General features: G+C 51.6%; 29 protein-coding genes. 10 read left to right on the top strand and 19 right to left on the bottom strand.

All coding sequences use genetic code 11. From position 1 onward, the window contains the following. The 9 genes from C7B16_RS15195 to fkpA form a co-directional block, all read right to left on the bottom strand. A partial coding sequence (locus tag C7B16_RS15195; protein ID WP_000031677.1) for a GTP-binding protein occupies positions 1 to 271 on the bottom strand: 271 nt, incomplete at its 3' end. A 70-nt stretch (positions 272 to 341) separates the two neighbouring features. Beyond that, on the bottom strand, positions 342 to 2456 hold the full coding sequence (gene fusA, locus C7B16_RS15190) for an elongation factor G (RefSeq protein ID WP_000124700.1): 2115 nt from the start codon (positions 2454 to 2456) through the stop codon (positions 342 to 344). A 96-nt stretch (positions 2457 to 2552) separates the two neighbouring features. Continuing rightward, complete coding sequence (gene rpsG / locus C7B16_RS15185; protein WP_001138043.1) at positions 2553 to 3023, bottom strand: 30S ribosomal protein S7; 471 nt, start codon at positions 3021 to 3023, stop codon at positions 2553 to 2555. A 95-nt stretch (positions 3024 to 3118) separates the two neighbouring features. Then, positions 3119 to 3493: a 30S ribosomal protein S12 gene (gene rpsL / locus C7B16_RS15180; protein ID WP_000246815.1), complete on the bottom strand. Its 375-nt coding sequence runs from the start codon at positions 3491 to 3493 to the stop codon at positions 3119 to 3121. Positions 3494 to 3618: 125 nt separating this feature from the next. Continuing rightward, positions 3619 to 3906, bottom strand: coding sequence for a sulfurtransferase complex subunit TusB (gene tusB / locus C7B16_RS15175; RefSeq protein ID WP_000903393.1), 288 nt, complete (start codon positions 3904 to 3906; stop codon positions 3619 to 3621). A 7-nt stretch (positions 3907 to 3913) separates the two neighbouring features. Then, the gene (tusC, locus tag C7B16_RS15170) at positions 3914 to 4273 is read right to left on the bottom strand and encodes a sulfurtransferase complex subunit TusC (protein WP_001517204.1); all 360 of its coding nucleotides are present in this window, start codon (positions 4271 to 4273) and stop codon (positions 3914 to 3916) included. After that, the gene (tusD, locus tag C7B16_RS15165; RefSeq protein ID WP_001209699.1) at positions 4273 to 4659 is read right to left on the bottom strand and encodes a sulfurtransferase complex subunit TusD; all 387 of its coding nucleotides are present in this window, start codon (positions 4657 to 4659) and stop codon (positions 4273 to 4275) included. The genes tusC and tusD overlap by 1 nt, the downstream gene beginning before the upstream one ends. Beyond that, the gene (locus C7B16_RS15160; RefSeq protein ID WP_000091466.1) at positions 4659 to 5381 is read right to left on the bottom strand and encodes a helix-turn-helix transcriptional regulator; all 723 of its coding nucleotides are present in this window, start codon (positions 5379 to 5381) and stop codon (positions 4659 to 4661) included. Before C7B16_RS15160 ends, tusD begins: the two co-directional genes overlap by 1 nt. A 166-nt stretch (positions 5382 to 5547) precedes the next feature. After that, the gene (gene fkpA / locus C7B16_RS15155; RefSeq protein WP_107179870.1) at positions 5548 to 6360 is read right to left on the bottom strand and encodes an FKBP-type peptidyl-prolyl cis-trans isomerase; all 813 of its coding nucleotides are present in this window, start codon (positions 6358 to 6360) and stop codon (positions 5548 to 5550) included. Between the two features lie 219 nt (positions 6361 to 6579). Between fkpA and C7B16_RS15150 the strand changes: the two genes are divergently transcribed. Next, entirely contained in the window at positions 6580 to 6798 is a 219-nt protein-coding gene (locus tag C7B16_RS15150; protein WP_001153620.1) for a protein SlyX, read from the top strand. A 48-nt stretch (positions 6799 to 6846) separates the two neighbouring features. Here the strand turns inward: C7B16_RS15150 and slyD are convergent, their stop codons facing one another. From slyD to kefG, 4 genes are all read right to left on the bottom strand, one after another. After that, positions 6847 to 7437: a peptidylprolyl isomerase gene (gene slyD / locus C7B16_RS15145; protein WP_000861334.1), complete on the bottom strand. Its 591-nt coding sequence runs from the start codon at positions 7435 to 7437 to the stop codon at positions 6847 to 6849. A 94-nt stretch (positions 7438 to 7531) separates the two neighbouring features. After that, positions 7532 to 7732: a YheV family putative zinc ribbon protein gene (locus C7B16_RS15140; RefSeq protein ID WP_001007731.1), complete on the bottom strand. Its 201-nt coding sequence runs from the start codon at positions 7730 to 7732 to the stop codon at positions 7532 to 7534. A gap of 9 nt (positions 7733 to 7741) precedes the next feature. Continuing rightward, positions 7742 to 9547 carry a glutathione-regulated potassium-efflux system protein KefB gene (gene kefB / locus C7B16_RS15135; protein WP_107179869.1) on the bottom strand — a complete coding sequence of 602 codons (1806 nt, stop codon included), beginning with the start codon at positions 9545 to 9547 and terminating at the stop codon, positions 7742 to 7744. Continuing rightward, positions 9547 to 10098, bottom strand: a complete 552-nt coding sequence (gene kefG / locus C7B16_RS15130) for a glutathione-regulated potassium-efflux system ancillary protein KefG (RefSeq protein ID WP_001517205.1) — start codon at positions 10096 to 10098, stop codon at positions 9547 to 9549. Before kefG ends, kefB begins: the two co-directional genes overlap by 1 nt. 129 nt (positions 10099 to 10227) lie before the next feature. Here kefG and C7B16_RS15120 point away from each other — a divergent pair, with 129 nt between their 5' ends. From C7B16_RS15120 to C7B16_RS15105, 4 genes are read left to right on the top strand one after another with little or no spacing between them, the layout of a single operon-like run. Beyond that, positions 10228 to 12141, top strand: a complete 1914-nt coding sequence (locus tag C7B16_RS15120; RefSeq protein WP_000634831.1) for an ABC transporter ATP-binding protein — start codon at positions 10228 to 10230, stop codon at positions 12139 to 12141. Next, positions 12141 to 13163, top strand: coding sequence for a hydrolase (locus C7B16_RS15115; RefSeq protein WP_000079999.1), 1023 nt, complete (start codon positions 12141 to 12143; stop codon positions 13161 to 13163). Before C7B16_RS15120 ends, C7B16_RS15115 begins: the two co-directional genes overlap by 1 nt. Further along, complete coding sequence (locus C7B16_RS15110) at positions 13157 to 13375, top strand: YheU family protein (RefSeq protein WP_000907082.1); 219 nt, start codon at positions 13157 to 13159, stop codon at positions 13373 to 13375. The genes C7B16_RS15115 and C7B16_RS15110 overlap by 7 nt, the downstream gene beginning before the upstream one ends. A gap of 53 nt (positions 13376 to 13428) precedes the next feature. Then, positions 13429 to 14298, top strand: a complete 870-nt coding sequence (locus tag C7B16_RS15105; RefSeq protein ID WP_001274686.1) for a phosphoribulokinase — start codon at positions 13429 to 13431, stop codon at positions 14296 to 14298. 54 nt (positions 14299 to 14352) lie between these two features. Here the strand turns inward: C7B16_RS15105 and C7B16_RS15100 are convergent, their stop codons facing one another. After that, the gene (locus C7B16_RS15100) at positions 14353 to 14757 is read right to left on the bottom strand and encodes an OsmC family protein (protein WP_001148907.1); all 405 of its coding nucleotides are present in this window, start codon (positions 14755 to 14757) and stop codon (positions 14353 to 14355) included. Positions 14758 to 15058: 301 nt separating this feature from the next. On the opposite strand from C7B16_RS15100, the gene crp reads away from it, so the two are divergent. Beyond that, on the top strand, positions 15059 to 15691 hold the full coding sequence (gene crp / locus C7B16_RS15090) for a cAMP-activated global transcriptional regulator CRP (RefSeq protein WP_000242755.1): 633 nt from the start codon (positions 15059 to 15061) through the stop codon (positions 15689 to 15691). Positions 15692 to 15741: 50 nt separating this feature from the next. Further along, positions 15742 to 17832 carry a YccS/YhfK family putative transporter gene (locus tag C7B16_RS15085; protein WP_001517208.1) on the top strand — a complete coding sequence of 697 codons (2091 nt, stop codon included), beginning with the start codon at positions 15742 to 15744 and terminating at the stop codon, positions 17830 to 17832. 109 nt (positions 17833 to 17941) lie between these two features. On the opposite strand, the gene argD is transcribed toward C7B16_RS15085, so the two are convergent. The 5 genes from argD to ppiA form a co-directional block, all read right to left on the bottom strand. Beyond that, positions 17942 to 19162, bottom strand: coding sequence for a bifunctional acetylornithine/succinyldiaminopimelate transaminase (gene argD / locus C7B16_RS15080; protein WP_000190011.1), 1221 nt, complete (start codon positions 19160 to 19162; stop codon positions 17942 to 17944). Positions 19163 to 19247: 85 nt separating this feature from the next. Continuing rightward, positions 19248 to 19811 carry an aminodeoxychorismate synthase component 2 gene (gene pabA, locus C7B16_RS15075; RefSeq protein ID WP_000601889.1) on the bottom strand — a complete coding sequence of 188 codons (564 nt, stop codon included), beginning with the start codon at positions 19809 to 19811 and terminating at the stop codon, positions 19248 to 19250. Between the two features lie 31 nt (positions 19812 to 19842). Continuing rightward, the gene (locus tag C7B16_RS15070) at positions 19843 to 20445 is read right to left on the bottom strand and encodes a putative adenosine monophosphate-protein transferase Fic (protein ID WP_107179868.1); all 603 of its coding nucleotides are present in this window, start codon (positions 20443 to 20445) and stop codon (positions 19843 to 19845) included. Next, complete coding sequence (locus C7B16_RS15065) at positions 20435 to 20602, bottom strand: YhfG family protein (protein WP_000736867.1); 168 nt, start codon at positions 20600 to 20602, stop codon at positions 20435 to 20437. Before C7B16_RS15065 ends, C7B16_RS15070 begins: the two co-directional genes overlap by 11 nt. A 104-nt stretch (positions 20603 to 20706) precedes the next feature. Continuing rightward, positions 20707 to 21279: a peptidylprolyl isomerase A gene (ppiA, locus tag C7B16_RS15060; protein WP_000477213.1), complete on the bottom strand. Its 573-nt coding sequence runs from the start codon at positions 21277 to 21279 to the stop codon at positions 20707 to 20709. 264 nt (positions 21280 to 21543) lie between these two features. On the opposite strand from ppiA, the gene tsgA reads away from it, so the two are divergent. From tsgA to nirD, 3 genes are all read left to right on the top strand, one after another. Then, positions 21544 to 22725: an MFS transporter TsgA gene (gene tsgA, locus C7B16_RS15055; protein WP_000185221.1), complete on the top strand. Its 1182-nt coding sequence runs from the start codon at positions 21544 to 21546 to the stop codon at positions 22723 to 22725. Between the two features lie 260 nt (positions 22726 to 22985). Next, a complete protein-coding gene (gene nirB / locus C7B16_RS15045; RefSeq protein ID WP_000049234.1) occupies positions 22986 to 25529 on the top strand; it encodes an NADPH-nitrite reductase large subunit in 2544 nt (847 codons plus the stop codon). Next, on the top strand, positions 25526 to 25852 hold the full coding sequence (gene nirD, locus C7B16_RS15040) for a nitrite reductase small subunit NirD (protein WP_000084764.1): 327 nt from the start codon (positions 25526 to 25528) through the stop codon (positions 25850 to 25852). Before nirB ends, nirD begins: the two co-directional genes overlap by 4 nt. Positions 25853 to 25919 lie beyond the last annotated feature (67 nt).

Below are 25919 nucleotides of genomic sequence, written 5' to 3'. Positions count from 1 at the left end.
TTTTAACATAGTCGGCGTGCCCCGGGCAGTCTACGTGTGCGTAGTGACGGGTCGGGGTGTCGTATTCAACGTGAGAAGTGTTGATGGTGATACCACGAGCTTTTTCTTCCGGCGCGTTATCGATCTGGTCGAATGCACGAGCAGCACCGCCGTAGGTTTTAGCCAGTACGGTGGTGATTGCAGCGGTCAGAGTAGTTTTACCGTGGTCAACGTGGCCGATAGTACCAACGTTAACGTGCGGTTTTGTACGTTCAAATTTTTCTTTAGACACGGCTATATTCCTTACTATAGTGCTCTCCCCTTCAGGAGAGAGCACGGGACTTTGGTATTAACCCTGAGGCTTATTTACCACGGGCTTCAATTACGGCCTGAGCAACGTTACTCGGCGCTTCATCATACTTCAGGAATTCCATAGTGTATGATGCGCGACCTTTGGTCAGAGAGCGCAGCTGAGTTGCATATCCGAACATTTCAGACAGCGGTACTTCAGCGTGGATCTTAACGCCAGTAACTTCAGATTCCTGACCTTTGAGCATACCACGACGACGGCTCAAGTCACCGATAACGTCACCGGTGTTCTCTTCAGGAGTTTCTACTTCAACCTTCATGATCGGCTCAAGCAGAACTGGTTTCGCTTTCTTAAAGCCTTCTTTAAAGGCGATAGAAGCAGCCAGTTTAAACGCCAGTTCAGAGGAGTCAACGTCATGGTAAGAACCGAAGTGCAGACGAATACCCATGTCTACTACCGGGTAGCCTGCCAGCGGGCCAGCTTTCAGTTGTTCCTGGATACCTTTATCAACGGCCGGGATGTATTCGCCAGGGATTACACCACCTTTAATGTCGTTGATGAACTCGTAGCCTTTCGGGTTTGAACCCGGCTCCAGCGGGTACATGTCGATAACAACATGACCATACTGACCACGACCACCAGACTGTTTCGCGTGTTTACCTTCAACATCGGTAACTTTCTGGCGGATAGTTTCACGGTAAGCAACCTGCGGTTTACCTACGTTCGCTTCAACGTTGAATTCACGCTTCATACGGTCAACGATGATGTCGAGGTGCAGCTCACCCATACCCGCGATGATGGTCTGGTTAGATTCTTCGTCAGTCCATACACGGAAAGACGGGTCTTCTTTAGCCAGACGGCCCAGAGCCAGACCCATTTTTTCCTGGTCAGCTTTGGTTTTCGGTTCTACTGCGATGGAGATTACCGGCTCAGGGAATTCCATACGTTCCAGAATGATCGGCGCATCCGGGTCACACAGGGTGTCACCAGTGGTTACGTCTTTCAGACCGATTGCAGCAGCGATGTCGCCCGCGCGAACTTCTTTGATCTCTTCACGTTTGTTAGCATGCATCTGAACGATACGGCCGAAACGCTCACGTGCAGCTTTCACGGAGTTCAGTACGGTATCACCAGAGTTAACCACACCGGAGTACACACGGAAGAAGGTCAGGTTACCAACAAACGGGTCGGTAGCAATTTTGAACGCCAGTGCAGAGAACGGCTCGTCATCACTTGCGTGACGTTCAGCCGGAGTGTCTTTACCGTCGTCCAGGATACCGTTGATCGCAGGTACGTCAACCGGGGATGGCAGGTAATCAATTACCGCATCCAGCATCGCCTGAACACCTTTGTTCTTGAACGCAGAACCACAGGTTACCAGGATGATTTCGTTGTTCAGAACGCGCTGACGCAGAGCACCTTTGATTTCTGCTTCAGTCAGTTCTTCACCACCCAGGTATTTTTCCATCAGCTCTTCAGAAGCTTCAGCCGCGGATTCGATCAGGTTCTGGTGCCATTCGTTAGCCAGTTCAACCATGTCTGCCGGGATATCTTCGTATTCGAAGGTTACGCCCTGGTCAGCATCGTTCCAGTTGATAGCTTTCATTTTCACCAGGTCAACAACACCGGTGAAATGTTCTTCAGCACCAATCGCCAACTGCAGCGGAACCGGGTTCGCGCCCAGACGGGTTTTGATCTGGTTAACAACTTTCAGGAAGTTCGCACCCATGCGGTCCATTTTGTTAACGAACGCAATGCGCGGAACTTTATATTTGTTTGCCTGACGCCATACGGTTTCAGACTGCGGCTGAACACCACCAACTGCGCAGTAAACCATTACCGCACCATCGAGAACACGCATGGAACGTTCTACTTCGATTGTGAAGTCAACGTGCCCCGGGGTGTCGATGATGTTGATGCGATGCGGCTCATACTGCTTAGCCATACCAGACCAGAATGCAGTAGTCGCAGCGGAAGTGATGGTAATACCACGTTCCTGCTCCTGCTCCATCCAGTCCATGGTTGCAGCGCCGTCATGAACTTCACCGATTTTATGGTTTACACCGGTGTAGAACAGAATACGTTCGGTAGTAGTGGTTTTACCGGCGTCGATGTGCGCACTGATACCGATGTTACGGTAGCGTGCGATGGGTGTTGTACGAGCCATTTGTTTCCTCGTTTATCTTTTAGGCGTTCAATTTAAGTAGCCCAAAGCGGGCTGCTTACTGGAAGCGCCCGCCTGGTGACTAAAACTCCGAAGGGATTACCAACGGTAGTGTGCGAACGCCTTGTTGGCTTCGGCCATACGGTGAACGTCTTCACGTTTCTTAACTGCAGTGCCTTTGTTTTCTGCAGCATCGGAAAGTTCGTTCGCCAGGCGCAGAGCCATGGATTTATCACCGCGTTTACGAGCAGCTTCAACGATCCAACGCATTGCCAGAGCATTACGACGAACCGGACGGACTTCAACTGGGACCTGATAAGTAGAACCACCAACGCGGCGAGACTTAACTTCGACAGTCGGGCGCACGTTTTCGAGAGCTACTTCGAATGCTTCCAGTTCAGATTTACCAGAACGCTGAGCCAGGGTCTCCAGCGCGCTGTATACGATAGATTCAGCAGTAGATTTTTTACCATCTACCATCAGGATATTTACAAATTTAGCCAGCAGTTCTGATCCGAACTTCGGATCTGGCAGAATTTTACGCTGACCAATGACGCGACGACGTGGCATGGAAATACTCCGTTGTTAATTCAGGATTGTCCAAAACTCTACGAGTTTAGTTTGACATTAATTTAAAACGTTTGGCCTTACTTAACGGAGAACCATTAAGCCTTAGGACGCTTCACGCCATACTTGGAACGAGCCTGCTTACGGTCTTTAACGCCGGAGCAGTCAAGCGCACCACGTACGGTGTGGTAACGAACACCCGGGAGGTCTTTAACACGACCGCCACGGATCAGGATCACGGAGTGTTCCTGCAAGTTGTGACCTTCACCACCGATGTAGGAAGTCACTTCGAAACCGTTAGTCAGACGAACACGGCATACTTTACGCAGTGCGGAGTTCGGTTTTTTAGGAGTGGTAGTATATACACGAGTACATACGCCACGTTTTTGCGGGCATGCTTCCAGCGCAGGCACGTTGCTTTTCGCAACTTTGCGAGCACGTGGTTTGCGTACCAGCTGGTTAACTGTTGCCATTAAATAGCTCCTGGTTTTAGCTTTTGCTTCGTAAACACGTAATAAAACGTCCTCACACAATATGAGGACGCCGAATTTTAGGGCGGTGTCGAAAAGGTGTCAAGAAATATACAACGATCCCGCCGTCACCAGGCCATCTGACTGGTGTGCTTAACCGTAAGTCTGACGAAATCAGTATAGTCAATTCGGATGATATCGTTCGAAATTTGACCACTCAAACCGCGAGCAATGAGGTCTTCGTTCAGGGCATAGACCTTAATGGGGGCATTACGTAGACTTTCAAGGTAGCGGTTACCGTCAACTGCGGCAGTTACGCCATCCTGCAATAACAGCAGTTCGTCGCCCTCACCGAGCAGACGCAGCAGTGCAGAAAAATCCGTCAACCAGGGGGAGCGATGTAATGTGTGCAGCATGGACGCCTCAAAATCTTAAAATAACATCATAATTGCCAAGCTCACGACGTAATGTTTCAGCTTCGAGCGGCGTGGCTTCCACGACCAATGGTGTCTCCGGATTTAACCCGCGTTCACGTAGTGAAGCCGCACAAACCCAACACTGTTCAATGTCGTAAAGCCCCAGCAGTTTAAAGGTAGCGATGTAATCACGCGCCAGCACTACATCGGGCTTTTGGCCTGGCAGAATTTGAAAAACACCATCGGCAATAAAGAAAACTGCAATATCGTCAGTTAATGCGGAGGTTGCGAGTAATGCATCTAATCCTTCACGGCCAGCCGCTGTGCCGTGGGGTGCAGTAGAAAAGACAAACGCAATTCGTTTCATCAGAACTGTACCACCCTGTCGCAGGTCAGCGAGGCTTCCGCCAGAGCGCCAAGGCCACTTAAGGTAAAGCCCGGCTGGAGATTAGCTGATGCCAGACCTAATCTTCCAGCCTCAGTTTCATCGACAATACCGCGACGTAATGCTGCCGCCACACAGATATTCAGCATCACGCCGTGTTGTGTATTCAATTGCTGCCAGCCGCGCACAAGGTCAAATTCATCACTCGCGGGAGAGGTCAACTGGTTGGCGTTGTAGACACCTTCCCGGTAGAAAAAGACGCTACTCAGCTCATGACCTTCGGCTATCAGCGCCTGCGCAAACTGAAAAGCACTACTCGCCTGTTGCGTACCGTATGCTGGCCCGGTTACCACGATGGCAAAACGCATTACTTATCTTGCCCCTGGAAATCACCGCTCTTGAACTGACGGATATAGAGATAGACAGTATGTTTGGAGATATTCAGACGGTCAGCCACCTGGTTGATCGCGTCTTTGATGTCGAAGATGCCTTTCTCGTAAAGATTCAGCACGATCTGGCGATTTTTGGCGTTATTAGAAACATTGCGATCGGCGTTCACTTCTTCAATGGTGAACTCCAGCGTTTGGGTAACCAGATCTTCAACAGAAGAGGCAAAGTTGACGCTTGAACCGACATCCGGGGTTTCTGGCGGCACAAAAGTGCTCATAATCTGCGAGAAAGGAACATCAAGATTCATATTGATACATAGCAGACCAATCACTCGCTGTTCGCGGTTACGAATGGCGATTGTCAGGGACTTCATTAATACTCCGCTTTTGGCGCGAGTAAAGTAGCATTTAGAAACGCTGCTATCCGCCCCTGTCATATCGTGCAGCATACGCAGCGCCAGATCGGTAATTGGCGAACCAATCTTCCGGCCTGTATGTTCACCGTTGGCAATACGAATGGCTGAACATTTTAAATCCTGCAAAGAGTGCAAAACGATTTCACAGTGGGAGCCAATGAGCATCGCTAACCCGTCCACCACCGCTTCGTAGGATTTCAGAATATCAAAATCGGTCTGGTCGAAAGGACGTTGATCCAGTAAATCCAACTCACTGGTTTCGTTGGTTAAAAGCGACCTGGACATGAAAAAAAACACTCCTTTTCAGGAGCCTGTCGTTAACTTTTCAGGGCAGGCTCATTAATGATGCGGGTAATTAAATTAATACAGCGGAGGTTCCGCTTTCCAGCACTAATTATATCCGGCCTGCAATAAAAAAACCGCCGCCTGGTCAGGCGGCGGTTTTTAATGCTTATTTTTTAGCAGAATCTGCTGCTTTAGTATCTGCTTCTGGCTTCGTATCAGCCTTCGGCGCTGGTTTCACATCCAGCAGCTCTACGTCAAACACCAGGGTAGAATTCGGTGGAATCCCCGGAACCCCCGCTTTGCCGTAAGCCAGTTCTGGTGGAATAACCAGCTTAATCTTGCCGCCTTTCTTAATGTTCTTCAGACCTTCAGTCCAGCCCGGGATTACACCATCCAGACGGAAGGAGAGCGGTTCACCACGGGTGTAAGAGTTATCGAACTCTTTACCGTCGATCAGCGTACCTTTGTAGTTCACCACAACAGTGTCGCTGTCTTTCGGTGCTTCACCTTTACCGGCATCCAGGACTTGATACACCAGGCCAGTAGAAGAGGTTTTCACACCTTTCTCTTTGGCAAATTTCTCGCGGTACTCTTTACCTTTCGCTTCGTTATCAGCCGCATCTTTTTCCATCTTCGCCTGAGCGGAGGATTTCACGCGTGCTTCAAACGCTTGCAGAGTCTGTTCGATCTCTTGATCGGAAAGTTTGCTCTTATCAGCAAATGCATCCTGAACGCCAGCGATCAGCTGATCTTTATCCAGTTTAATGCCCAACTTTTCTTGTTCTTTCAGAGAATTTTCCATGTAACGACCCAGCGAAGCGCCCAGTGCGTAAGCTGATTTCTGATCGTCATTTTTGAACGCTGCTTTGCTGTCAGCAGTTGTAGCAGGTTTCGCCGCTTCGGCAGCAAAAGTGATTGGTGTATGCAGGGCAACAGCCATTGTGGTCGCCAGCAGCGTTACTTTAAACAGTGATTTCATCCATATCTCCAGGATCGGGGCATCTCACCCCAGGGTTAACTATTATCAGAAGGGTACTATAAAGCGTTGTCGGATAAATCTACATACAGACACGCCCTATTATCATCTATTTTCAGACTCTTTTTGTTTAAATTAGTTTCGATGCCACAAAATGAGTGCTGTCTCTGGCAACAAAGTTAAGTAGAATCCGCGGCGACCATTCGACAAAAGAGGTGAATCATGCAGGATTTATCAATGGAAGCACGCCTGGCAGAGCTGGAGAGCCGACTGGCTTTTCAGGAAATCACCATTGAAGAACTGAACGTCACGGTGACCGCTCATGAAATGGAGATGGCAAAACTGCGCGATCATCTGCGTCTGCTGACCGAGAAGTTAAAAGCCAGTCAGCCGTCGAACATCGCGTCACAGGCTGAAGAAACGCCACCTCCGCACTATTGAGGCGAAAAAAAGCGGGGAATTCCCCGCTTTTTTGTCACCTGTTCTGCCTTAGTGGCAACCGCAACCGCCGTTACCTTTACCGCCACAGCAACCTTCGCCACCGTGTTCATGACCGTGATCGTGGCCATGACCGCCGCAGCAACCGTCGTGGTCGTGATCGTGGTGATGATCGTGCGCACCATGAACGTGACCGTGAGCCAGTTCCTCTTCGGTCGCTTCACGAATCGCCACAACTTCAACGTTGAATTTCAGATTCTGACCAGCCAGCATGTGGTTACCGTCAACCACAACGTGATCGTCTTCAACGGCAGTGATTTCAACCGGTACTGGACCCTGGTCGGTTTCAGCCAGGAAGCGCATACCCACCTGCAGTTCGTCAACGCCCATAAATACGTCTTTAGGAACGCGCTGAACCAGGTTTTCGTCGTACTGACCGTAAGCGTCGTTCGCGCCAACAGCGACATCAAATTTGTCGCCAACTTCATGACCTTCCAGCGCCGTTTCCAGGCCAGAGATCAGGGAACCGTGACCATGCAGGTAGTCCAGCGGCGCACTCACCGGAGACTCATCAACCAACACACCGTCTTCTGTACGTACCTGATAGGCCAGGCTGACCACCAGGTCTTTTGCTACTTTCATGATATCTCCTGAGCATGGGAAGAATTGTGGCGCAGATTGTAGCGGAATTCTGCAGCCGTGTACTCACTAGCTTAAAAAAACTCAGCGCATATCGCTAGTCCGGATAAAAAATCCCGATAACTTGCTCATCTTTGCGAACGTGATCGCGGGCTTCTTTATCCGCTTCCCGCATTTGGTGTCCGCACTTAACGCATTCAACTATATCAATATTATTTTCGCGCCACATCGCCATTGAATCCTGCGCCTGACAGGCTGGACATTTTGCACCAGCGATAAAGCGTTTTCGTATTGCCATATTCACCCTCTACTCAAATTCATCCCAGCCGTCGAGCTGACGTCGTTCTTGTTGCATCTCACGCTGGAAAATCTCTTCCAGTTCGCGTCGGGCTTCCCTGGCGCGAGAAATTTGTACGGTATCGGCATGCATCGGGATTAACTCCCGCAACATACGCATATCCAGGCGACGAAAATGGAGCTGTGCCCGCTGTGCCTGATGCGGGTGCATCCCAAGCGTAACCAGCGTTTTGCGCCCCAACTCTAACGCACTGGAGAATGTTTCACGGGAAAACTGCGTCACCCCTGCCTGTAATAACTCATGCGCTTCCACACGTCCGCGCGCTCGCGCAAGAATATGCAAATGCGGGAAGTGTTGCTGGCATATTTCCACCAGTTTCATGGTGTCTTCCGGTTCATTGCAGGTAATGACGATGGATTCTGCGGCTTCTGCACCCGCAGAGCGCAACAGGTCAACTTGCGTAGCGTCGCCGTAATATACTTTGTAGCCATATTTGCGCATCAGGTTAACCGCGCTGATATCCCGCTCCAGCACGGTAATGCGCATTTTATTCGCCATCAGCAAACGACCAATCACCTGACCAAAACGTCCGAAGCCCACCACAATCACTTGCGGTTTATCATCGTTTACCCACGGTTTTTCATCCTCTTCTTCCGGGACGTTGAACTGGCGGGATAGCCACTTATCCACAAGCTTCATCAACAGCGGTGTGGTCATCATGGAAAGCGTAACTGTCACCAACAACAGCGCCATCTGATCGCCCTGAAACAATCGTTGTGAAGAGGCTGTAGAAAAGAGCACAAAGGCAAACTCACCGCCCTGACTCAGCACACCAGCAAACTGCATCCGCTCGGAGCTGCGCACGCCATACAGCCTCGCCAGCAGATACAGCACGAGAATTTTCACCGCTACCAGCACAACCACACTTATCACCACCCACAGAAGATGGGTATAAAGCACCCCAAGGTTGAGCGACATCCCGACGGAGATAAAAAACAGTCCAAGCAGCAAGCCTTTAAACGGATCGATAGCCGTTTCCAGTTCATGGCGATATTCGCTCTCCGCCAGCAACACGCCCGCAATAAACGTACCGAGCGCCATCGACAGCCCCAGCGCATCCATAAATAACGCAGACCCCAGCACCAGCAGTAACGTCGCGGCGGTGAATACTTCCCGCACACCTGAAGCCGCAATAAAGCGAAATACCGGGCGCAGCAAATAGCGCCCGCCGATCAACATGCCGACAAACGCCAGCACCTTCATGCCGACCTTCATCCAGTCGAAATGTTCGTCTGCCGATCCCGCCAATAACGGCACTAACGCCAGCGCCGGGATCACCGCCAGATCCTGAAACAGCAACACCGAGAAACCTAACTGACCGGATTCGCTGCGATTCATCCCTTTCTCGCGCATTAGCTGCAACGCCATTGCGGTTGAAGACATCGCCAGACCAATTCCCCCCACAACTGCCGCCTGCCAGGCGAAATCCGTCAGCATCAATAATCCTGCCAGCAACGCCGCGCTTAACAGCACCTGCGCTGCGCCGACGCCAAAAATGGAGCGCCGCAATTGCCAGAGCTTGGAAGGATTCAACTCGAGCCCGATGATAAACATCAGGAACACCACGCCAAGTTCCGAAAAGTGGAGGATCTCATCGACGTCGCTAATAAACCCCAGTCCCCACGGACCAATCGCAATTCCAGCCAGCAAATATCCCAACACCGCACCAATGCCCAGCCGCGATGCCAGTGGCACCGCAGCCACCGCCGCGAAGAGAAACAGCACTCCTGCAAGTAAAAAATCGGAACCTTCCATCAGCGACCTCCCACGGGCAGCGGATTTGCCAGCCAGTCGCTGTAGGCTCTGGCGTGACTCGCCAGCTCCTGTGCGCTTTGCCGTCTCGCCCAGTAAATAATGATGGGGCTTAACCAATGCATCCGGCACATGCCCGCCGCCAGTTCAAAGGGGCGCAGAACATCGCTCATCGGATAACGATTCAGCGCGTCATAACGGTAGGCACTTTCTGGTTCGCCGGTGGTGATCACGCTACGCCAGTACTTTCCCGCCAGTTGGTTTCCTCCCGGCCCGCTGGCAAACCCACGGCTTAACACCCGGTCAAGCCACTCTTTCAGTAACGCCGGGCAACTGTAGGTATAAAGCGGATGCTGAAAAACAATCACCTCGTGCTCACGCAGTAATGCCTGCTCACGGGGAATATCAATAAAAAAATCGGGATAGTGCGCGTAAAGGTCGTGCACGGTAACATTGCTGAGCTGCGTGGCCGGTTTAAGCAGTACCCGGTTTGCCACCGAGTCCTGAGATTCCGGATGGGCATACAGCAGCAAAACTTTCGCTGGCTGAGACATCATCCCCCTCCCGGTATGGTTTTGTGTATAGTCGCTGTTTTGGGCTACCATTGCGCCCGGAGCGGCAGCTCGCCCATACACTACATTATCATAATGATAATTTAACATAGTCTGAACATACGGCGCCTTATGATTGTTTTCTCCTCGTTACAAATTCGTCGCGGCGTGCGCGTCCTGCTGGATAATGCCACCGCCACTATTAACCCTGGCCAGAAAGTCGGCCTGGTGGGTAAAAACGGCTGCGGTAAATCTACCCTACTGGCATTGCTGAAAAATGAAATCAGCGCCGACGGCGGCAGCTACACCTTTCCTGGTAGCTGGCAACTGGCGTGGGTGAATCAGGAAACGCCGGCGCTACCGCAAGCGGCACTGGAATATGTCATTGATGGCGACCGCGAATATCGCCAACTGGAAGCGCAACTTCAGGATGCTAACGAACGTAACGACGGACATGCCATTGCGACCATTCACGGCAAGCTGGATGCTATCGACGCGTGGAGTATTCGCTCCCGCGCCGCCAGCCTGCTGCATGGCCTCGGTTTCAGCAATGAGCAACTGGAGTATCCGGTGAGCGATTTCTCTGGTGGCTGGCGAATGCGCCTTAACCTCGCCCAGGCACTGATTTGCCGTTCAGACTTGCTGCTGCTCGACGAACCGACTAACCACCTCGATCTCGATGCAGTTATCTGGCTGGAAAAATGGCTGAAGAGCTATCAGGGCACGCTGATCCTTATCTCTCACGACCGCGACTTCCTCGATCCGATCGTCGATAAAATCATTCATATCGAACAACAAAGCATGTTCGAGTACACCGGCAACTACAGTTCGTTTGAAGTGCAGCGCGCCACCCGTCTGGCGCAGCAACAGGCGATGTACGAAAGCCAGCAGGAGCGCGTGGCGCATCTGCAAAGTTATATCGACCGTTTCCGCGCCAAAGCCACCAAAGCGAAGCAAGCCCAGAGCCGCATTAAGATGCTCGAGCGCATGGAGCTGATTGCCCCCGCGCACGTCGATAACCCTTTCCGTTTTAGCTTCCGCGCGCCGGAAAGCCTGCCTAATCCATTGCTGAAGATGGAAAAGGTCAGCGCGGGTTATGGCGATCGCATTATTCTCGACTCGATCAAACTGAATCTGGTCCCCGGTTCGCGCATTGGTCTGTTAGGCCGCAACGGCGCAGGTAAATCAACATTAATCAAATTGTTAGCCGGTGAACTTGCGCCGATTAGCGGTGAAATTGGCCTGGCGAAAGGGATTAAACTCGGTTACTTCGCCCAGCATCAACTGGAATACCTGCGCGCAGATGAATCGCCCATTCAACATCTGGCGCGTTTAGCACCGCAAGAGCTGGAACAAAAACTGCGAGACTACCTCGGCGGCTTTGGTTTCCAGGGCGATAAAGTAACGGAAGAAACCCGCCGTTTCTCCGGTGGGGAAAAAGCACGGCTGGTGCTGGCGCTGATCGTCTGGCAGCGTCCGAATCTGCTGCTGCTCGACGAACCGACCAACCACCTTGACCTCGACATGCGCCAGGCACTAACCGAAGCGTTGATCGAGTTTGAAGGCGCGCTGGTTGTCGTTTCGCACGACCGTCACTTACTGCGTTCCACCACTGACGATCTCTATCTGGTTCACGATCGTAAAGTCGAACCGTTCGATGGCGATCTGGAGGATTATCAACAGTGGTTGAGCGACGTTCAGAAGCAGGAAAACCAATCTGACGAAGCGCCGAAAGAAAACGCTAACAGCGCCCAGGCACGTAAAGATCAGAAGCGTCGGGAAGCAGAGCTGCGTGCGCAAACCCAGCCACTACGTAAAGAAATCGCCCGTCTGGAAAAAGAGATGGAAAAGCTGAATGCACAACTGGCACAGGCAGAAGAAAAATTGGGCGACAGCGAGCTATACGACCAGAGCCGTAAAGCAGAACTGACCGCTTGTCTGCAACAGCAAGCCAGCGCCAAATCCGGGCTGGAAGAGTGCGAAATGGCATGGCTGGAAGCCCAGGAGCAACTGGAACAAATGCTGCTGGAAGGCCAAAGCAACTAATGGCGCAAGTAACGACGACCGATCTTAACGACGCCAGCAGTAGTGCTGAATTCACCCCCATGCGCGGCTTCAGTAATTGCCATTTGCAAACCATGCTACCGCGTCTGTTTCGTCGTCAGGTGAAATTCACCCCACACTGGCAGCGGCTGGAATTGCCTGACGGTGATTTTGTCGATCTCGCGTGGAGTGAAGATCCCACACAAGCGCAACATAAACCGCGTCTGGTGGTTTTTCATGGTCTCGAAGGCAGTCTGAATAGCCCTTACGCACATGGTCTGGTCGAGGCAGCGCAAAAGCGTGGTTGGCTTGGCGTAGTGATGCATTTTCGCGGTTGTAGCGGTGAACCAAACCGGATGCACCGCATTTATCACTCTGGTGAGACGGAAGATGCCAGTTGGTTTTTACGCTGGCTACAACGCGAATTTGGTCATGCGCCAACGGCTGCCGTGGGCTATTCGCTTGGCGGTAATATGCTGGCTTGTCTGCTGGCTAAAGAAGGCAATGACGTCCCGATTGAGGCGGCGGTAATTGTCTCCGCGCCGTTTATGCTGGAAGCCTGTAGCTATCACATGGATAAAGGCTTCTCCCGCGTTTATCAGCGTTACCTGGTGAATCTGTTAAAAGCCAATGCAGCGCGTAAACTGAAGGCGTACCCCGGAACACTGCCGATAGATCTCTCGCAGTTGAAATCGGTGCGCCGCATCCGCGAATTTGACGATCTGATCACCGCCAAAATTCACGGCTATGCCGACGCCATCGACTATTATCGTCAGTGTAGCGCCATGCCGCTGCTCAATCGGATCGCCAAACCGACGCTAATTATTCATGCCAAAGACGATCCGTTTATGGATCATCAGGTGATCCCTAAACCGGAAAATTTACCCACGCAGGTGGAGTATCAACTGACCGAACATGGCGGTCACGTTGGCTTCATTAGCGGTACGTTACTCCACCCGCAAATGTGGCTTGAGTCACGCATTCCTGACTGGTTATCAATGTATCTGGAGGCGAAATCATGTTGATTCCCTGGCAAGACCTCTCCCCCGAAACGCTGGAAAATTTAATTGAAAGTTTTGTGTTACGCGAAGGCACAGATTATGGTGAACATGAGCGTACACTTGAACAGAAAACCGCCGACGTCAAACGCCAGCTACAATGCGGAGAAGCGGTGCTGGTATGGTCGGAGCTGCACGAAACGGTCAATATCATGCCGCGTAGTCAGTTTCGCGAATAACCTGCAACCGTCGGCGGACAAGATAATAATGATAGCCAGGTCATGGAGTTACTATGTCTGCCAAACATCCGGTCATTGCAGTAACAGGATCCAGCGGCGCGGGGACCACCACCACCAGCCTCGCGTTTCGTAAAATATTCGCGCAGTTAAATCTGCATGCAGCCGAGGTGGAAGGCGACAGTTTTCACCGTTACACCCGCCCGGAAATGGACATGGCGATCCGCAAAGCGCGCGATGCCGGGCGGCATATCAGCTACTTCGGTCCCGAGGCCAACGACTTCGGCCTGCTGGAACAAACCTTCACTGAATACGGGCTGAGCGGCAAAGGCCAGTCGCGCAAATATCTGCACACCTACGATGAAGCCGTGCCGTGGAACCAGGTGCCCGGTACGTTTACCCCGTGGCAGGCGCTGCCAGAACCGACCGATGTGCTGTTTTATGAAGGATTGCACGGCGGCGTGGTTACGCCACAACATAACGTCGCGCAGCATGTAGATTTATTGGTTGGGGTCGTGCCTATCGTTAACCTGGAGTGGATTCAAAAACTCATCCGCGATACTGGCGAGCGCGGACACTCACGAGAAGCAGTGATGGACTCGGTAGTGCGCTCAATGGAAGACTATATCAACTACATCACGCCGCAGTTTTCCCGCACTCATATCAACTTCCAGCGCGTCCCCACTGTTGACACGTCTAACCCTTTCGCTGCAAAAGGCATCCCGTCGTTGGATGAAAGTTTTGTGGTGATTCATTTTCGTAATCTGGAAGGGATCGATTTCCCCTGGCTGCTGGCGATGTTACAAGGCTCATTCATTTCCCACATCAATACGTTAGTGGTGCCGGGAGGTAAAATGGGTCTGGCAATGGAGTTAATTATGCTGCCGCTGGTACAACGACTGATGGAAGGGAAGAAAATCGAGTAAATGTTCTTATATGCCGGATAAAATAATATCCGGCATCATATTTTAATCATTAAATCACGCGGCTATCACTTCATAGGAGTGGGTAATATTCACGGCTTTCTCTAGCATCAGCGCTACCGAACAATACTTCTCGGCAGAGAGATCCACCGCTCGCGAAACCGCCGCGTCCTTCAGGTCGTGACCTGTGACGATAAAATGCAAATTGATGTGCGTAAACAGGCGCGGTGCCTCTTCGCGGCGTTCAGAGGTTAATTTTACTTCACAATCGACCACATCCTGACGCCCTTTTTGCAGGATAGAAACCACATCAATGGCGCTGCAACCGCCTGCCGCCATCAACACCATTTCCATCGGACTTGGCGCTTTATCGCCAGAGTTACCGTCCATTAAAATCTGGTGACCCGAGGCGGACTCGCCCAAAAAAGTTAACCCTTCGACCCACTTCACACGCGCTTGCATAATCGGAACTCCATTGCGTCAATTTTCCTGACAGAGTACGCGTACTGACCAAATCGCGCAACGGAAGGCGACCTGGGTCATGCTGAAGCGAGACACCAGGAGACACAACGCGAAAGCTATGCTAAAACAGTCAGGATGCTACAGTAATACATTGATGTACTGCATGTATGTAAAGGACGTCACATTACCGTGCAGTTCAGTTGATAGCCCCTTCCCAGGTAGCGGGAAGCACATTTCGGCAATCCAGAGACAGCGGCGTTTTCTGGCTCTGGAGAAAGCTTATAACAGAGGATAACCGCGCATGGTGCTTGGCAAACCGCAAACAGACCCGACTCTCGAATGGTTCTTGTCTCATTGCCACATTCATAAGTACCCATCCAAGAGCACGCTTATTCACCAGGGTGAAAAAGCGGAAACGCTGTATTACATCGTTAAAGGCTCTGTGGCAGTGCTGATTAAAGACGAGGAGGGTAAAGAAATGATCCTCTCCTATCTGAATCAGGGTGATTTTATTGGCGAATTGGGCCTGTTTGAAGAAGGCCAGGAACGTAGCGCATGGGTACGTGCGAAAACCGCCTGTGAAGTAGCTGAGATTTCCTACAAAAAATTCCGTCAATTAATTCAGGTGAACCCGGATATTCTGATGCGTCTCTCCGCACAGATGGCGCGTCGTCTGCAAGTCACTTCAGAGAAAGTGGGCAACCTGGCATTCCTCGACGTTACAGGTCGTATTGCACAGACACTGCTGAATCTGGCGAAACAACCCGATGCCATGACTCACCCGGACGGTATGCAAATCAAAATTACCCGTCAGGAAATCGGTCAGATTGTTGGCTGTTCTCGTGAAACCGTGGGACGTATTCTGAAGATGCTGGAAGATCAGAACCTGATCTCTGCACACGGAAAAACCATCGTCGTTTACGGCACCCGTTGATCCCATCGGAGTGGCGCGTTACCTGGTAGCGCGCCGTTTTGTTTAAGCCGATGTGGCGCAGACTGATTTATCATCCCGACATCAACTACGCACTACGACAAACACTGGTGCTATGTTTGCCCGTGGCCGTTGGTCTATTGCTTGGCGAATTAAGACTCGGGCTGCTCTTTTCTCTCGTCCCCGCCTGTTGCAATATTGCGGGGCTTGATACTCCTCATAAGCGTTTTTTCAAACGCTTAATCATTGGTGCGTCGCTGTTTGCCACTTGTAGCTTGCTAACGCAACTGCTGCTGGAAAAAGATATCCCCCTACCCTTTCTGCTGACGGGGTTAACGTTGATACTTGGCGTCACTGCTGAGTTAGGGCCATTGCATGCAAAATTACTTCCCGCATCGCTACTCGCCGCCATTTTTACCCTCAGTCTGGCGGGATATATGCCGGTCTGGGAACCGTTGCTCATCTACGCGTTAGGCACGCTCTGGTATGGACTGTTTAACTGGTTCTGGTTCTGGCTCTGGCGTGAGCAACCGTTACGCGAGTCGCTTAGCCTGCTGTACCGTGAACTGGCGGATTACTGTGAAGCCAAATACAGCCTGCTTACTCAGCACACCGATCCCGAAAATGCTCTGCCACCATTGTTGGTGCGTCAGCAAAAAGCGGTCGATTTAATTACCCAGTGTTATCAGCAAATGCATATGCTTTCCGCGCAAAATAATACGGACTACAAGCGGATGCTGCGTATTTTCCAGGAGGCGCTGGACTTACAGGAACATATCTCGGTCAGTTTGCATCAGCCGGAAGAGGTGCAAAAGCTGGTCGAGCGGAGCCATGCGGAGGAAGTTATCCGCTGGAATGCACAAACTGTCGCCGCCCGCCTGCGCGTGCTGGCTGATGACATTCTTTATCATCGCCTGCCGACACGTTTTACGATGGATAAGCAAATTGGCGCGCTGGAAAAAATCGCTCGCCAGCATCCGGATAACCCCGTGGGACAATTTTGCTACTGGCACTTTAGTCGCATCGCCCGCGTGCTACGAACGCAAAAACCACTTTATGCCCGCGATCTGCTGGCAGATAAACAGCGGCGAATGCCGTTACTCCCGGCGCTGAAAAGCTATCTTTCCCTGAAATCGCCAGCGCTGCGTAATGCCGGACGATTGAGTGTGATGCTAAGTGTTGCCAGCCTGATGGGCACCGCGCTGCATTTGCCGAAATCCTATTGGATATTAATGACGGTATTATTGGTGACGCAAAATGGTTATGGCGCTACTCGCCTGCGGATTGTGAATCGTTCTGTGGGAACCGTGGTCGGGTTAATCATTGCGGGTGTTGCGCTGCACTTTAAAATTCCCGAAGGTTACACCCTGACATTGATGCTGATTACCACGCTCGCCAGCTATCTGATATTGCGTAAGAACTACGGCTGGGCGACGGTCGGTTTTACCATTACCGCTGTGTATACCCTGCAACTGCTGTGGCTGAATGGTGAGCAATACATCATCCCACGCCTCATTGATACCATCATCGGCTGTCTGATTGCCTTCGGTGGCACGGTATGGCTGTGGCCGCAGTGGCAGAGTGGTTTACTGCGCAAGAACGCCCATGACGCCTTAGAAACTTACCAGGAGGCTATTCGTCTGATCCTCAGTAAAGATCCGCAACCCACGCCACTTGCCTGGCAGCGAATGCGGGTGAATCAGGCGCATAACACCCTGTATAACTCGCTGAATCAGGCGATGCAGGAACCGGCGTTTAACAGCCATTATCTGGCAGACATGAAACTGTGGGTAACACATAGTCAGTTTATTGTTGAACATATCAATGCCATGACCACACTGGCGCGGGAACACCGGTCATTGCCGCCGGAACTGGCGCAGGAGTACTTGCAGTCTTGTGAAATCGCCATTCAGCGTTGTCAGCAACGACTGGAATATGATGAACCGGGTAGTTCTGGTGACGCCAATATCATCGACTCGCCAGAGATGCTGCCACACGAAGGTGCGTCCGGCACGCTGGAGCAGCATTTACAACGCGTTATTGGCCATCTGAATACGATGCACACCATTTCAGCAATGGCCTGGCGGCAGCGACCACACCACGGGATTTGGTTGAGTCGCAAGTTGCGGGATTCGAAGGCGTAATTTATTCATCGCCAGAACAAAATCGAGGGTCAGATAAGGCACATACGCCGTATCCGACGCCCTTTGCCTGGTGCGACGCTTACCGCGTCTTATCAGGCTTACTCCCGTTTTACGCCGCAATCACCTTCGCCACTGCGCGGGCAAAACGCTGCATCCCTTCGTCGATATCCGCATCTTCCACCACCAGCGACGGCGCAAAACGCACCACATCTGGTCCGGCGTTCAGCACCATTACACCTGCATCCGCACCCGCATAAAGGAAATCACGCGCCTTACCTTTGTATTGTGGTTTCAACTCCGCACCAATCAACAGCCCCATGCCGCGAATATCGCTAAACACATCGTACTGCTGATCAATCTTCTGCAAATGCTCAACAAAACGCTGACGTTTCGCCTGAATGCCTTCCAGCACGACCGGCGTATTGATGATATCAAACGCCGCCCCAGCGACCGCACAGGCTAGTGGATTACCACCGTAGGTGGAACCGTGCGAGCCAGGATGAAACGCAGACGCAATCTCCGCCGTGGTCAGCATGGTGCTAATCGGGAAACCACCGCCTAACGCTTTGGCGGAGGTCAGAATATCCGGCGTCACGCCGTAGTGCATATAGGCAAATAAATCGCCTGTCCGCCCCATCCCGCACTGCACTTCATCAAATACCAGCAATGCCTGATGTTGATCGCACAGTTCACGCAAGCCCTGCAGAAACTCCGGCGTCGCAGCCGTCACGCCGCCCTCGCCCTGAATCGGCTCAACAACCACTGCGCAGGTATGATCATCCATCACTGCTTTCACCGCGTGGAGATCGTTAAAGGGAACATGAATAATGTCTGCCGGTTTTGGCCCAAAGCCGTCAGAATATTTCGGCTGGCCGCCCACCGAGACGGTAAACAATGATCGGCCATGAAAGGCGTTATGGAAGGCAATAATTTTGGTTTTGAACGGGCTATGGCGCACACAAGCGTAATGACGTGCCAGTTTAAAGGCAGTTTCGTTGGCTTCCGTCCCGGAGTTCATAAACACCACTCGTTCGGCAAAGGTCGCCTCAATCAGTTTACGCCCAAGACGTAATGCTGGTTCATTGGTGAAAACGTTGCTGATATGCCACAAGGTTTCGCCCTGGGTTTTTAACGCTTCCACCAGCGCCGGATGGCAATGACCTAACGCCGTAACCGCAATCCCCCCCGCGAAATCGACATACTCCTTACCCTGTTGATCCCAGATTCGGCTACCCTGGCCTTTTACCGGAATAAACTCTGCCGGTGCATAAATCGGCAGAATCACTTCATCGAAAGTCGCGCGTGTAATTGCTGTTTGTTCAGTTGCCATCTCATGATCACCCTGTTACGCATAAATCATTATGAAATTATAATCACAAAATATGCATAAAAAATCATTAAATGGCAACCAGAAATCAGCGATGCAGGAAATTAGCCAGCAACTGATGCCCCTGTTCGCTAAGAATACTTTCCGGATGAAATTGCACCCCTTCGAGATCCCACTGGCGATGGCGAATCCCCATAATCTCGTGGGTCTCGCTCCAGGCGGTCACTTCAAAACACTCCGGCAGCGAGTCGGGGTCCACCACCAGTGAATGGTAGCGCGTCACGGTTAATGGATTTGCCAGCCCCTGAAATACGCCTTCGCCGTTATGCGTAATGGGTGAGGTTTTGCCGTGCATTACCTTTGCGGCGCGTACCACTTTAGCGCCGAAAACCTGCGCCATCGCCTGATGCCCCAGGCAAACGCCAAGAATCGGCAACCGTCCGGCATAGTGACGAATAACCTCAAGGGAAATCCCGGCTTCATCTGGCGTACAGGGTCCAGGCGATATGACAATTTTCTGCGGTTTAAGGGCGTCAATATCCGTCAGCGTCAACGCATCGTTGCGCTTAACCAGCACATCCGTCCCCAGTTCACAAAAATACTGGTAGAGGTTCCAGGTGAAAGAATCGTAGTTATCAATAAGCAGGATCATGGCGGCTCCGGTACGAAAGAACCGCGCTATTTTACTCAGATTCCCCGGCTTCGCTTACCACTTTGCTAAATATCGTCTTCAGCGCAGAGAGATCGCCCATTGCCCCGCTCTGATTAGCCTGATTCCACACCTCTTTTTCGATGCCCTGCCAGCTCAATTGATAGCCAGCATGAATCGCCAGTTGTTCGAAGAAGATACGCTGCGCAAGGCCACTTCCCGCGCGGAATGGGTGCAGGACGTTGATTTCACAATAGTAGTGTGCCAGCCGCTCAACGAACTTCTCTTTCTCAAGGCCGACCAGATAACCTTCTTCCTCCAGATCCTGCATCAGGGCATTGCCCTCTTTTTCGATATAGGCAAAGTGGCAGAATGGTGTATCTCCTTGATAAATGTCAACTTCGCGTAATTGGCCCGCCCAGTCGAAAATATCCTGATAAAGCTGGCGATGAATAGCACGCAAATGGGGTAAACCGCGCATCAGCGGACCAAGCTCAATGGTCGCGGCGCGCAGCGCCGTCATTTCGTAAGCGGCCTGCTCCAGTCGCTGCTGTTGGCGGATATTCAGTCGGTTACGCATGATGTCGAGGCCAGGATAAAGATACGGGTCGCGCCCTTCTCCGAACTTATCGCTCATAGTGCCTCCTTAGCTCTTCAAGGCGCACCAAAGCCTCAGCGGCAGTAAGCGTCACCAAGGGGCTCTCGACACCTTCGAGACGGCGGCTGGCCTGGAAATTACGATTACGCTGAAGTTCCCAAAGACGGGACTTTTGCTTATCGGTGAGTTTCTTCACTTGATGCCTCCCTGAACGTGTCCGTTTGCCACAAGTATAAGCGGCAAATGCAGGTTACGCCGGGAGAGCAGATGCGCGGACAATATTGCCCGCGCGAGAAATCGTTACGGCAGGACTTTAGCGGAAAGGATAACGACCGGCTTTGACGGCACATTCTGGTATGGACCAACATCATGAGTCGGCACCTGGGAAATCTTGTCTGCGACATCCATCCCTTTTACCACTTTACCAAAGACGGCGTAGCCGAAATCACGCTGGCCGTGGTCGAGGAAGGCGTTATCGGCAACGTTAATAAAAAACTGGCTGGTTGCGCTGTCTTTATCAGCAGTACGCGCCATAGCAATCGTGCCGCGCGTGTTGCGCAGACCGTTATCAGCTTCATTTTTGATCGGCGGATTCGGTTTTTTCTGCTGCATCTGCTCGGTGAAACCGCCGCCCTGAATCATAAAGCCCGGGATCACCCGGTGAAAAGTGGTGTTGTTATAAAAACCGCTGTTCACATAATCGACAAAGTTTTGCACTGATACCGGTGCTTTCTGGCTATCCAGCTCCAGTTCGATATTACCAGCAGAGGTTGTTAACAATACGTGCGGGTCCCCTTTCGCTGCCATTGCTACAGGTGAGAGAGCAGAAAGAGCGAAAACAGCTACAAAAGCTGCCAGGGTCGATTTGAACATGAGATTTCCTTAACAGAGCAGAAAAAAAGCAAGTGAAGAGATTCTAAATAGCCTTCAATGACAAGGCCATTCCTTTACCTAATTTTACGTACTTGAAATATATGTAACCTGATGATCACTTATATTCCGTGATCAGAATCACTTTAAATATTGCAAATTAGCAACCGTTTGCAATTAGATATTTAATCAGATCACAAAATCACCTAAAATCGCCCGCTCGCGGCATACCCACTATGCCATTTTCTCTTTCAACGCAGGCCAATCATGACTAACAGCAATCGCATTAAGCTCACATGGATTAGCTTTCTTTCCTACGCACTCACCGGTGCGTTGGTTATTGTCACCGGGATGGTGATGGGGAATATTGCAGATTATTTCCATCTGCCCGTTTCCAGTATGAGTAACACCTTCACCTTCCTCAATGCCGGAATTTTAATCTCTATCTTCCTCAACGCCTGGCTGATGGAAATCGTCCCGCTGAAAACGCAGTTACGTTTTGGCTTTCTCCTGATGGTGCTGGCGGTTGCTGGTTTGATGTTCAGCCACAGTCTGGCGTTGTTCTCGGCGGCGATGTTCATCCTCGGGGTGGTCAGTGGTATCACTATGTCGATTGGTACGTTCCTGGTTACACAAATGTATGAAGGGCGTCAGCGCGGTTCTCGCTTGCTGTTTACCGACTCCTTCTTCAGTATGGCCGGGATGATTTTCCCGATGATCGCGGCATTTTTGCTGGCACGTAGCATTGAGTGGTACTGGGTTTATGCCTGCATCGGGCTGGTGTACGTCGCTATTTTTATTCTGACCTTCGGCTGTGAGTTCCCGGCACTGGGCAAACATGCGCCAAAAAATGACGTTCCGGTAGTGAAAGAAAAATGGGGAATTGGCGTGCTGTTTCTCTCCATTGCGGCGCTGTGCTACATCCTCGGTCAGTTAGGTTTTATCTCCTGGGTGCCGGAGTACGCCAAAGGTCTGGGCATGAGCCTGAACGACGCAGGAACGCTGGTAAGCAACTTCTGGATGTCGTACATGGTCGGCATGTGGGCCTTCAGCTTTATTCTGCGTTTCTTTGACCTGCAACGTATTCTGACCGTGCTGGCAGGACTGGCCGCGATTCTGATGTATGTCTTTAACACTGGAACACCGGCACATATGGCGTGGTCTATTCTCGCTCTGGGCTTCTTCTCCAGCGCGATCTATACCACCATCATCACCCTGGGTTCACAGCAAACCAAAGTGCCGTCCCCAAAACTGGTTAACTTCGTCCTCACCTGCGGAACCATCGGCACCATGCTGACCTTTGTGGTTACTGGCCCGATTGTAGAGCATAGCGGTCCACAGGCGGCGCTGCTCACTGCAAATGGTCTGTACGCTGTGGTATTCGTGATGTGCTTCCTGCTGGGTTTTGTCAGCCGTCACCGTCAGCATAACACCCTGACCTCTCATTAATTGCCAATATCGGGCGGCGCTTTCGTCGTCCGGTTTTTTCCTCTCTTCCCCTCAACCTATCCTCATATCTTTAAACTCTCTTATTTTGTCTATTTTTTGCACACACACGAAATGTCAGACAATTCCATAACTTAAGAATATTTATACAAATCAGTAATATACTCCTTAAGAGGTATATAAAGGTGAATTTGATTTGCATCAATAAGTGGGGTTGCTGAATCGTTAAGGTAGGCGGTAATAGAAAAGAAATCGAGGCAAAAATGAGCAAAGTCAGACTCGCAATTATCGGTAACGGTATGGTCGGCCATCGCTTTATCGAAGATCTTCTTGATAAATCTGATGCGGCCAACTTTGATATTACCGTTTTCTGTGAAGAACCGCGCATCGCTTATGACCGCGTACACCTCTCGTCTTACTTCTCTCACCACACTGCCGAAGAGCTGTCGCTGGTGCGCGAAGGCTTTTATGAGAAACACGGCATTAAAGTTCTGGTCGGTGAGCGCGCGATTACCATCAACCGTCAGGAGAAGGTGATCCACTCCAGCGCCGGACGTACCGTTTATTATGACAAGCTGATCATGGCGACCGGTTCCTACCCGTGGATCCCGCCGATCAAAGGTTCTGATACCCAGGACTGTTTTGTCTATCGCACCATTGAAGACCTCAACGCCATTGAATCCTGCGCCCGTCGCAGCAAGCGCGGTGCCGTTGTTGGTGGCGGCCTGTTAGGTCTGGAAGCCGCTGGCGCGCTGAAAAACTTAGGCATTGAAACCCACGTTATCGAATTTGCCCCTATGCTGATGGCGGAACAGCTTGATCAGATGGGCGGCGAACAGCTTCGTCGCAAAATCGAAAGCATGGGCGTGCGCGTTCACACCAGCAAAAACACCCTCGAAATTGTGCAGGAAGGTGTCGAAGCACGTAAAACCATGCGTTTTGCCGACGGTAGCGAGCTGGAAGTTGACTTTATTGTCTTCTCTACCGGTATCCGTCCGCGCGATAAGCTGGCGACTCAGTGTGGCCTGGACGTGGCTCCGCGTGGGGGTATCGTTATTAACGATTCCTGCCAGACTTCCGATCCGGATATCTACGCCATCGGTGAATGCGCAAGCTGGAACAACCGTGTGTTTGGTCTGGTAGCACCGGGCTACAAAATGGCTCAGGTGGCTGTTGACCACATTCTTGGTAGCGAAAACGCATTTGAAGGTGCAGATCTTAGCGCCAAGCTGAAACTGCTGGGCGTAGACGTGGGCGGTATTGGCGATGCGCATGGTCGTACACCAGGCGCGCGTAGCTATGTTTACCTCGACGAAAGCAAAGAGATTTACAAACGTCTGGTTGTCAGCGAAGACAACAAAACGTTGCTCGGTGCGGTACTGGTGGGCGATACCAGCGACTACGGCAACCTGCTGCAACTGGTACTGAACGCCATTGAACTGCCGGAAAACCCGGACTCGCTGATCCTGCCTGCCCACTCTGGCAGCGGTAAACCGTCTATCGGTGTTGATAAACTGCCGGACAGCGCGCAAATCTGCTCCTGCTTCGACGTCACCAAAGGCGATCTGATTGCTGCCATCAACAAAGGCTGCCACACCGTTGCAGCGCTGAAAGCCGAAACCAAAGCGGGTACAGGCTGCGGTGGTTGCATTCCGTTGGTTACTCAGGTGCTGAACGCCGAACTGGCGAAACAGGGCATCGAAGTCAACAACAACCTGTGCGAACACTTCCCATATTCGCGCCAGGAACTGTTCCATTTGATTCGCGTTGAAGGCATTAAAACCTTCGAAGAACTGCTGGCAAAACACGGCAAAGGCTACGGTTGTGAAGTGTGTAAACCCACCATCGGTTCGCTGCTGGCGTCCTGCTGGAACGAATACATTCTGAAACCGCAGCATACTCCGTTGCAGGATTCTAACGATAACTTCCTCGCTAATATCCAGAAAGACGGCACCTATTCGGTGATCCCGCGTTCTCCGGGCGGTGAAATTACCCCGGAAGGTTTGATGGCTGTAGGTCGTATCGCACGTGAATTTAATCTCTACACCAAAATCACCGGCTCCCAACGTATTGCGATGTTTGGTGCACAGAAAGACGATCTGCCGGAGATCTGGCGTCAACTGATTGAAGCGGGATTCGAAACCGGTCATGCCTATGCGAAAGCGCTGCGTATGGCGAAAACCTGCGTGGGTAGCACCTGGTGCCGCTACGGTGTTGGCGACAGCGTCGGCCTCGGCGTAGAACTGGAAAACCGCTACAAAGGCATCCGCGCACCGCACAAAATCAAGTTCGGTGTCTCTGGTTGTACCCGTGAATGTTCAGAAGCGCAGGGCAAAGACGTAGGTATCATCGCCACTGAAAAAGGCTGGAACCTGTACGTTTGCGGTAACGGCGGCATGAAACCGCGTCATGCGGATCTGCTGGCAGCGGATATCGATCGCGAAACGCTGCTCAAATATCTCGACCGCTTCATGATGTTCTACATCCGTACTGCCGACAAACTGACCCGTACCGCACCGTGGTTAGAAAACCTCGAAGGCGGCATCGATTACCTGAAAGCGGTGATCATTGATGACAAACTGGGTCTGAACGCACATCTGGAAGAAGAGATGGCGCGCCTGCGTGAAGCTGTAGTGTGTGAGTGGACTGAAACGGTCAATACGCCGTCTGCACAGACTCGCTTCAAGCACTTCATCAACAGCGACAAGCGTGACCCGAATGTGCAGATGGTGCCTGAGCGCGAACAGCACCGTCCGGCAACGCCGTATGAACGTATTCCGGTAACTCTGGTGGAGGACAACGCATGAGCCAGTGGAAAGACATCTGCAAAATCGATGACATCCTGCCTGAAACCGGCGTCTGCGCGCTGTTAGGTGACGAGCAGGTGGCGATTTTCCGTCCGTATCACAGCGACCAGGTGTTTGCTATCAGCAATATCGATCCGTTCTTCGAATCCAGCGTACTGTCACGCGGGCTGATTGCGGAACATCAGGGTGAGCTGTGGGTAGCCAGCCCGCTGAAAAAACAGCGTTTTCGCTTAAGCGACGGCTTGTGCATGGAGGACGAACAGTTCTCCGTCAAGCATTACGAAGCACGAGTGAAAGACGGCGTAGTACAACTGCGCGGTTAATGTTTTAACGGGAGGCGCAATGCCTCCCCTTTTTGCATTGTCCTGTAATAACCTTCGGTATATTGCA

Source organism: Escherichia sp. 20412-1, from assembly GCF_003027595.1.
GTDB classification, from domain to species: Bacteria; Pseudomonadota; Gammaproteobacteria; order Enterobacterales; family Enterobacteriaceae; genus Escherichia; species Escherichia marmotae.
Note: the sequence above shows the minus strand (reverse complement) of the source record. Positions and strands in the feature narration are given on the sequence as shown.

Excerpts from the sequence above, each read along its gene's own strand:
- C7B16_RS15115 (WP_000079999.1), top strand. The coding sequence starts at position 12,141 with ATGGCGCAAGTAACGACGACCGATCTTAACGACGCCAGCAGTAGTGCT.
- rpsG (WP_001138043.1), bottom strand. The coding sequence starts at position 3,023 with ATGCCACGTCGTCGCGTCATTGGTCAGCGTAAAATTCTGCCAGATCCG.
- kefG (WP_001517205.1), bottom strand. The coding sequence starts at position 10,098 with ATGTCTCAGCCAGCGAAAGTTTTGCTGCTGTATGCCCATCCGGAATCT.
- nirB (WP_000049234.1), top strand. The coding sequence starts at position 22,986 with ATGAGCAAAGTCAGACTCGCAATTATCGGTAACGGTATGGTCGGCCAT.
- C7B16_RS15105 (WP_001274686.1), top strand. The coding sequence starts at position 13,429 with ATGTCTGCCAAACATCCGGTCATTGCAGTAACAGGATCCAGCGGCGCG.
- slyD (WP_000861334.1), bottom strand. The coding sequence starts at position 7,437 with ATGAAAGTAGCAAAAGACCTGGTGGTCAGCCTGGCCTATCAGGTACGT.
- C7B16_RS15100 (WP_001148907.1), bottom strand. The coding sequence starts at position 14,757 with ATGCAAGCGCGTGTGAAGTGGGTCGAAGGGTTAACTTTTTTGGGCGAG.
- tusC (WP_001517204.1), bottom strand. The coding sequence starts at position 4,273 with ATGAAACGAATTGCGTTTGTCTTTTCTACTGCACCCCACGGCACAGCG.
- tusD (WP_001209699.1), bottom strand. The coding sequence starts at position 4,659 with ATGCGTTTTGCCATCGTGGTAACCGGGCCAGCATACGGTACGCAACAG.
- C7B16_RS15160 (WP_000091466.1), bottom strand. The coding sequence starts at position 5,381 with ATGTCCAGGTCGCTTTTAACCAACGAAACCAGTGAGTTGGATTTACTG.
- C7B16_RS15070 (WP_107179868.1), bottom strand. The coding sequence starts at position 20,445 with ATGAGCGATAAGTTCGGAGAAGGGCGCGACCCGTATCTTTATCCTGGC.
- C7B16_RS15085 (WP_001517208.1), top strand. The coding sequence starts at position 15,742 with ATGTGGCGCAGACTGATTTATCATCCCGACATCAACTACGCACTACGA.
- C7B16_RS15120 (WP_000634831.1), top strand. The coding sequence starts at position 10,228 with ATGATTGTTTTCTCCTCGTTACAAATTCGTCGCGGCGTGCGCGTCCTG.
- kefB (WP_107179869.1), bottom strand. The coding sequence starts at position 9,547 with ATGGAAGGTTCCGATTTTTTACTTGCAGGAGTGCTGTTTCTCTTCGCG.
- C7B16_RS15140 (WP_001007731.1), bottom strand. The coding sequence starts at position 7,732 with ATGGCAATACGAAAACGCTTTATCGCTGGTGCAAAATGTCCAGCCTGT.
- tsgA (WP_000185221.1), top strand. The coding sequence starts at position 21,544 with ATGACTAACAGCAATCGCATTAAGCTCACATGGATTAGCTTTCTTTCC.
- fusA (WP_000124700.1), bottom strand. The coding sequence starts at position 2,456 with ATGGCTCGTACAACACCCATCGCACGCTACCGTAACATCGGTATCAGT.
- tusB (WP_000903393.1), bottom strand. The coding sequence starts at position 3,906 with ATGCTGCACACATTACATCGCTCCCCCTGGTTGACGGATTTTTCTGCA.
- pabA (WP_000601889.1), bottom strand. The coding sequence starts at position 19,811 with ATGATCCTGCTTATTGATAACTACGATTCTTTCACCTGGAACCTCTAC.
- nirD (WP_000084764.1), top strand. The coding sequence starts at position 25,526 with ATGAGCCAGTGGAAAGACATCTGCAAAATCGATGACATCCTGCCTGAA.
- C7B16_RS15110 (WP_000907082.1), top strand. The coding sequence starts at position 13,157 with ATGTTGATTCCCTGGCAAGACCTCTCCCCCGAAACGCTGGAAAATTTA.
- argD (WP_000190011.1), bottom strand. The coding sequence starts at position 19,162 with ATGGCAACTGAACAAACAGCAATTACACGCGCGACTTTCGATGAAGTG.
- rpsL (WP_000246815.1), bottom strand. The coding sequence starts at position 3,493 with ATGGCAACAGTTAACCAGCTGGTACGCAAACCACGTGCTCGCAAAGTT.
- crp (WP_000242755.1), top strand. The coding sequence starts at position 15,059 with ATGGTGCTTGGCAAACCGCAAACAGACCCGACTCTCGAATGGTTCTTG.
- C7B16_RS15150 (WP_001153620.1), top strand. The coding sequence starts at position 6,580 with ATGCAGGATTTATCAATGGAAGCACGCCTGGCAGAGCTGGAGAGCCGA.
- fkpA (WP_107179870.1), bottom strand. The coding sequence starts at position 6,360 with ATGAAATCACTGTTTAAAGTAACGCTGCTGGCGACCACAATGGCTGTT.
- ppiA (WP_000477213.1), bottom strand. The coding sequence starts at position 21,279 with ATGTTCAAATCGACCCTGGCAGCTTTTGTAGCTGTTTTCGCTCTTTCT.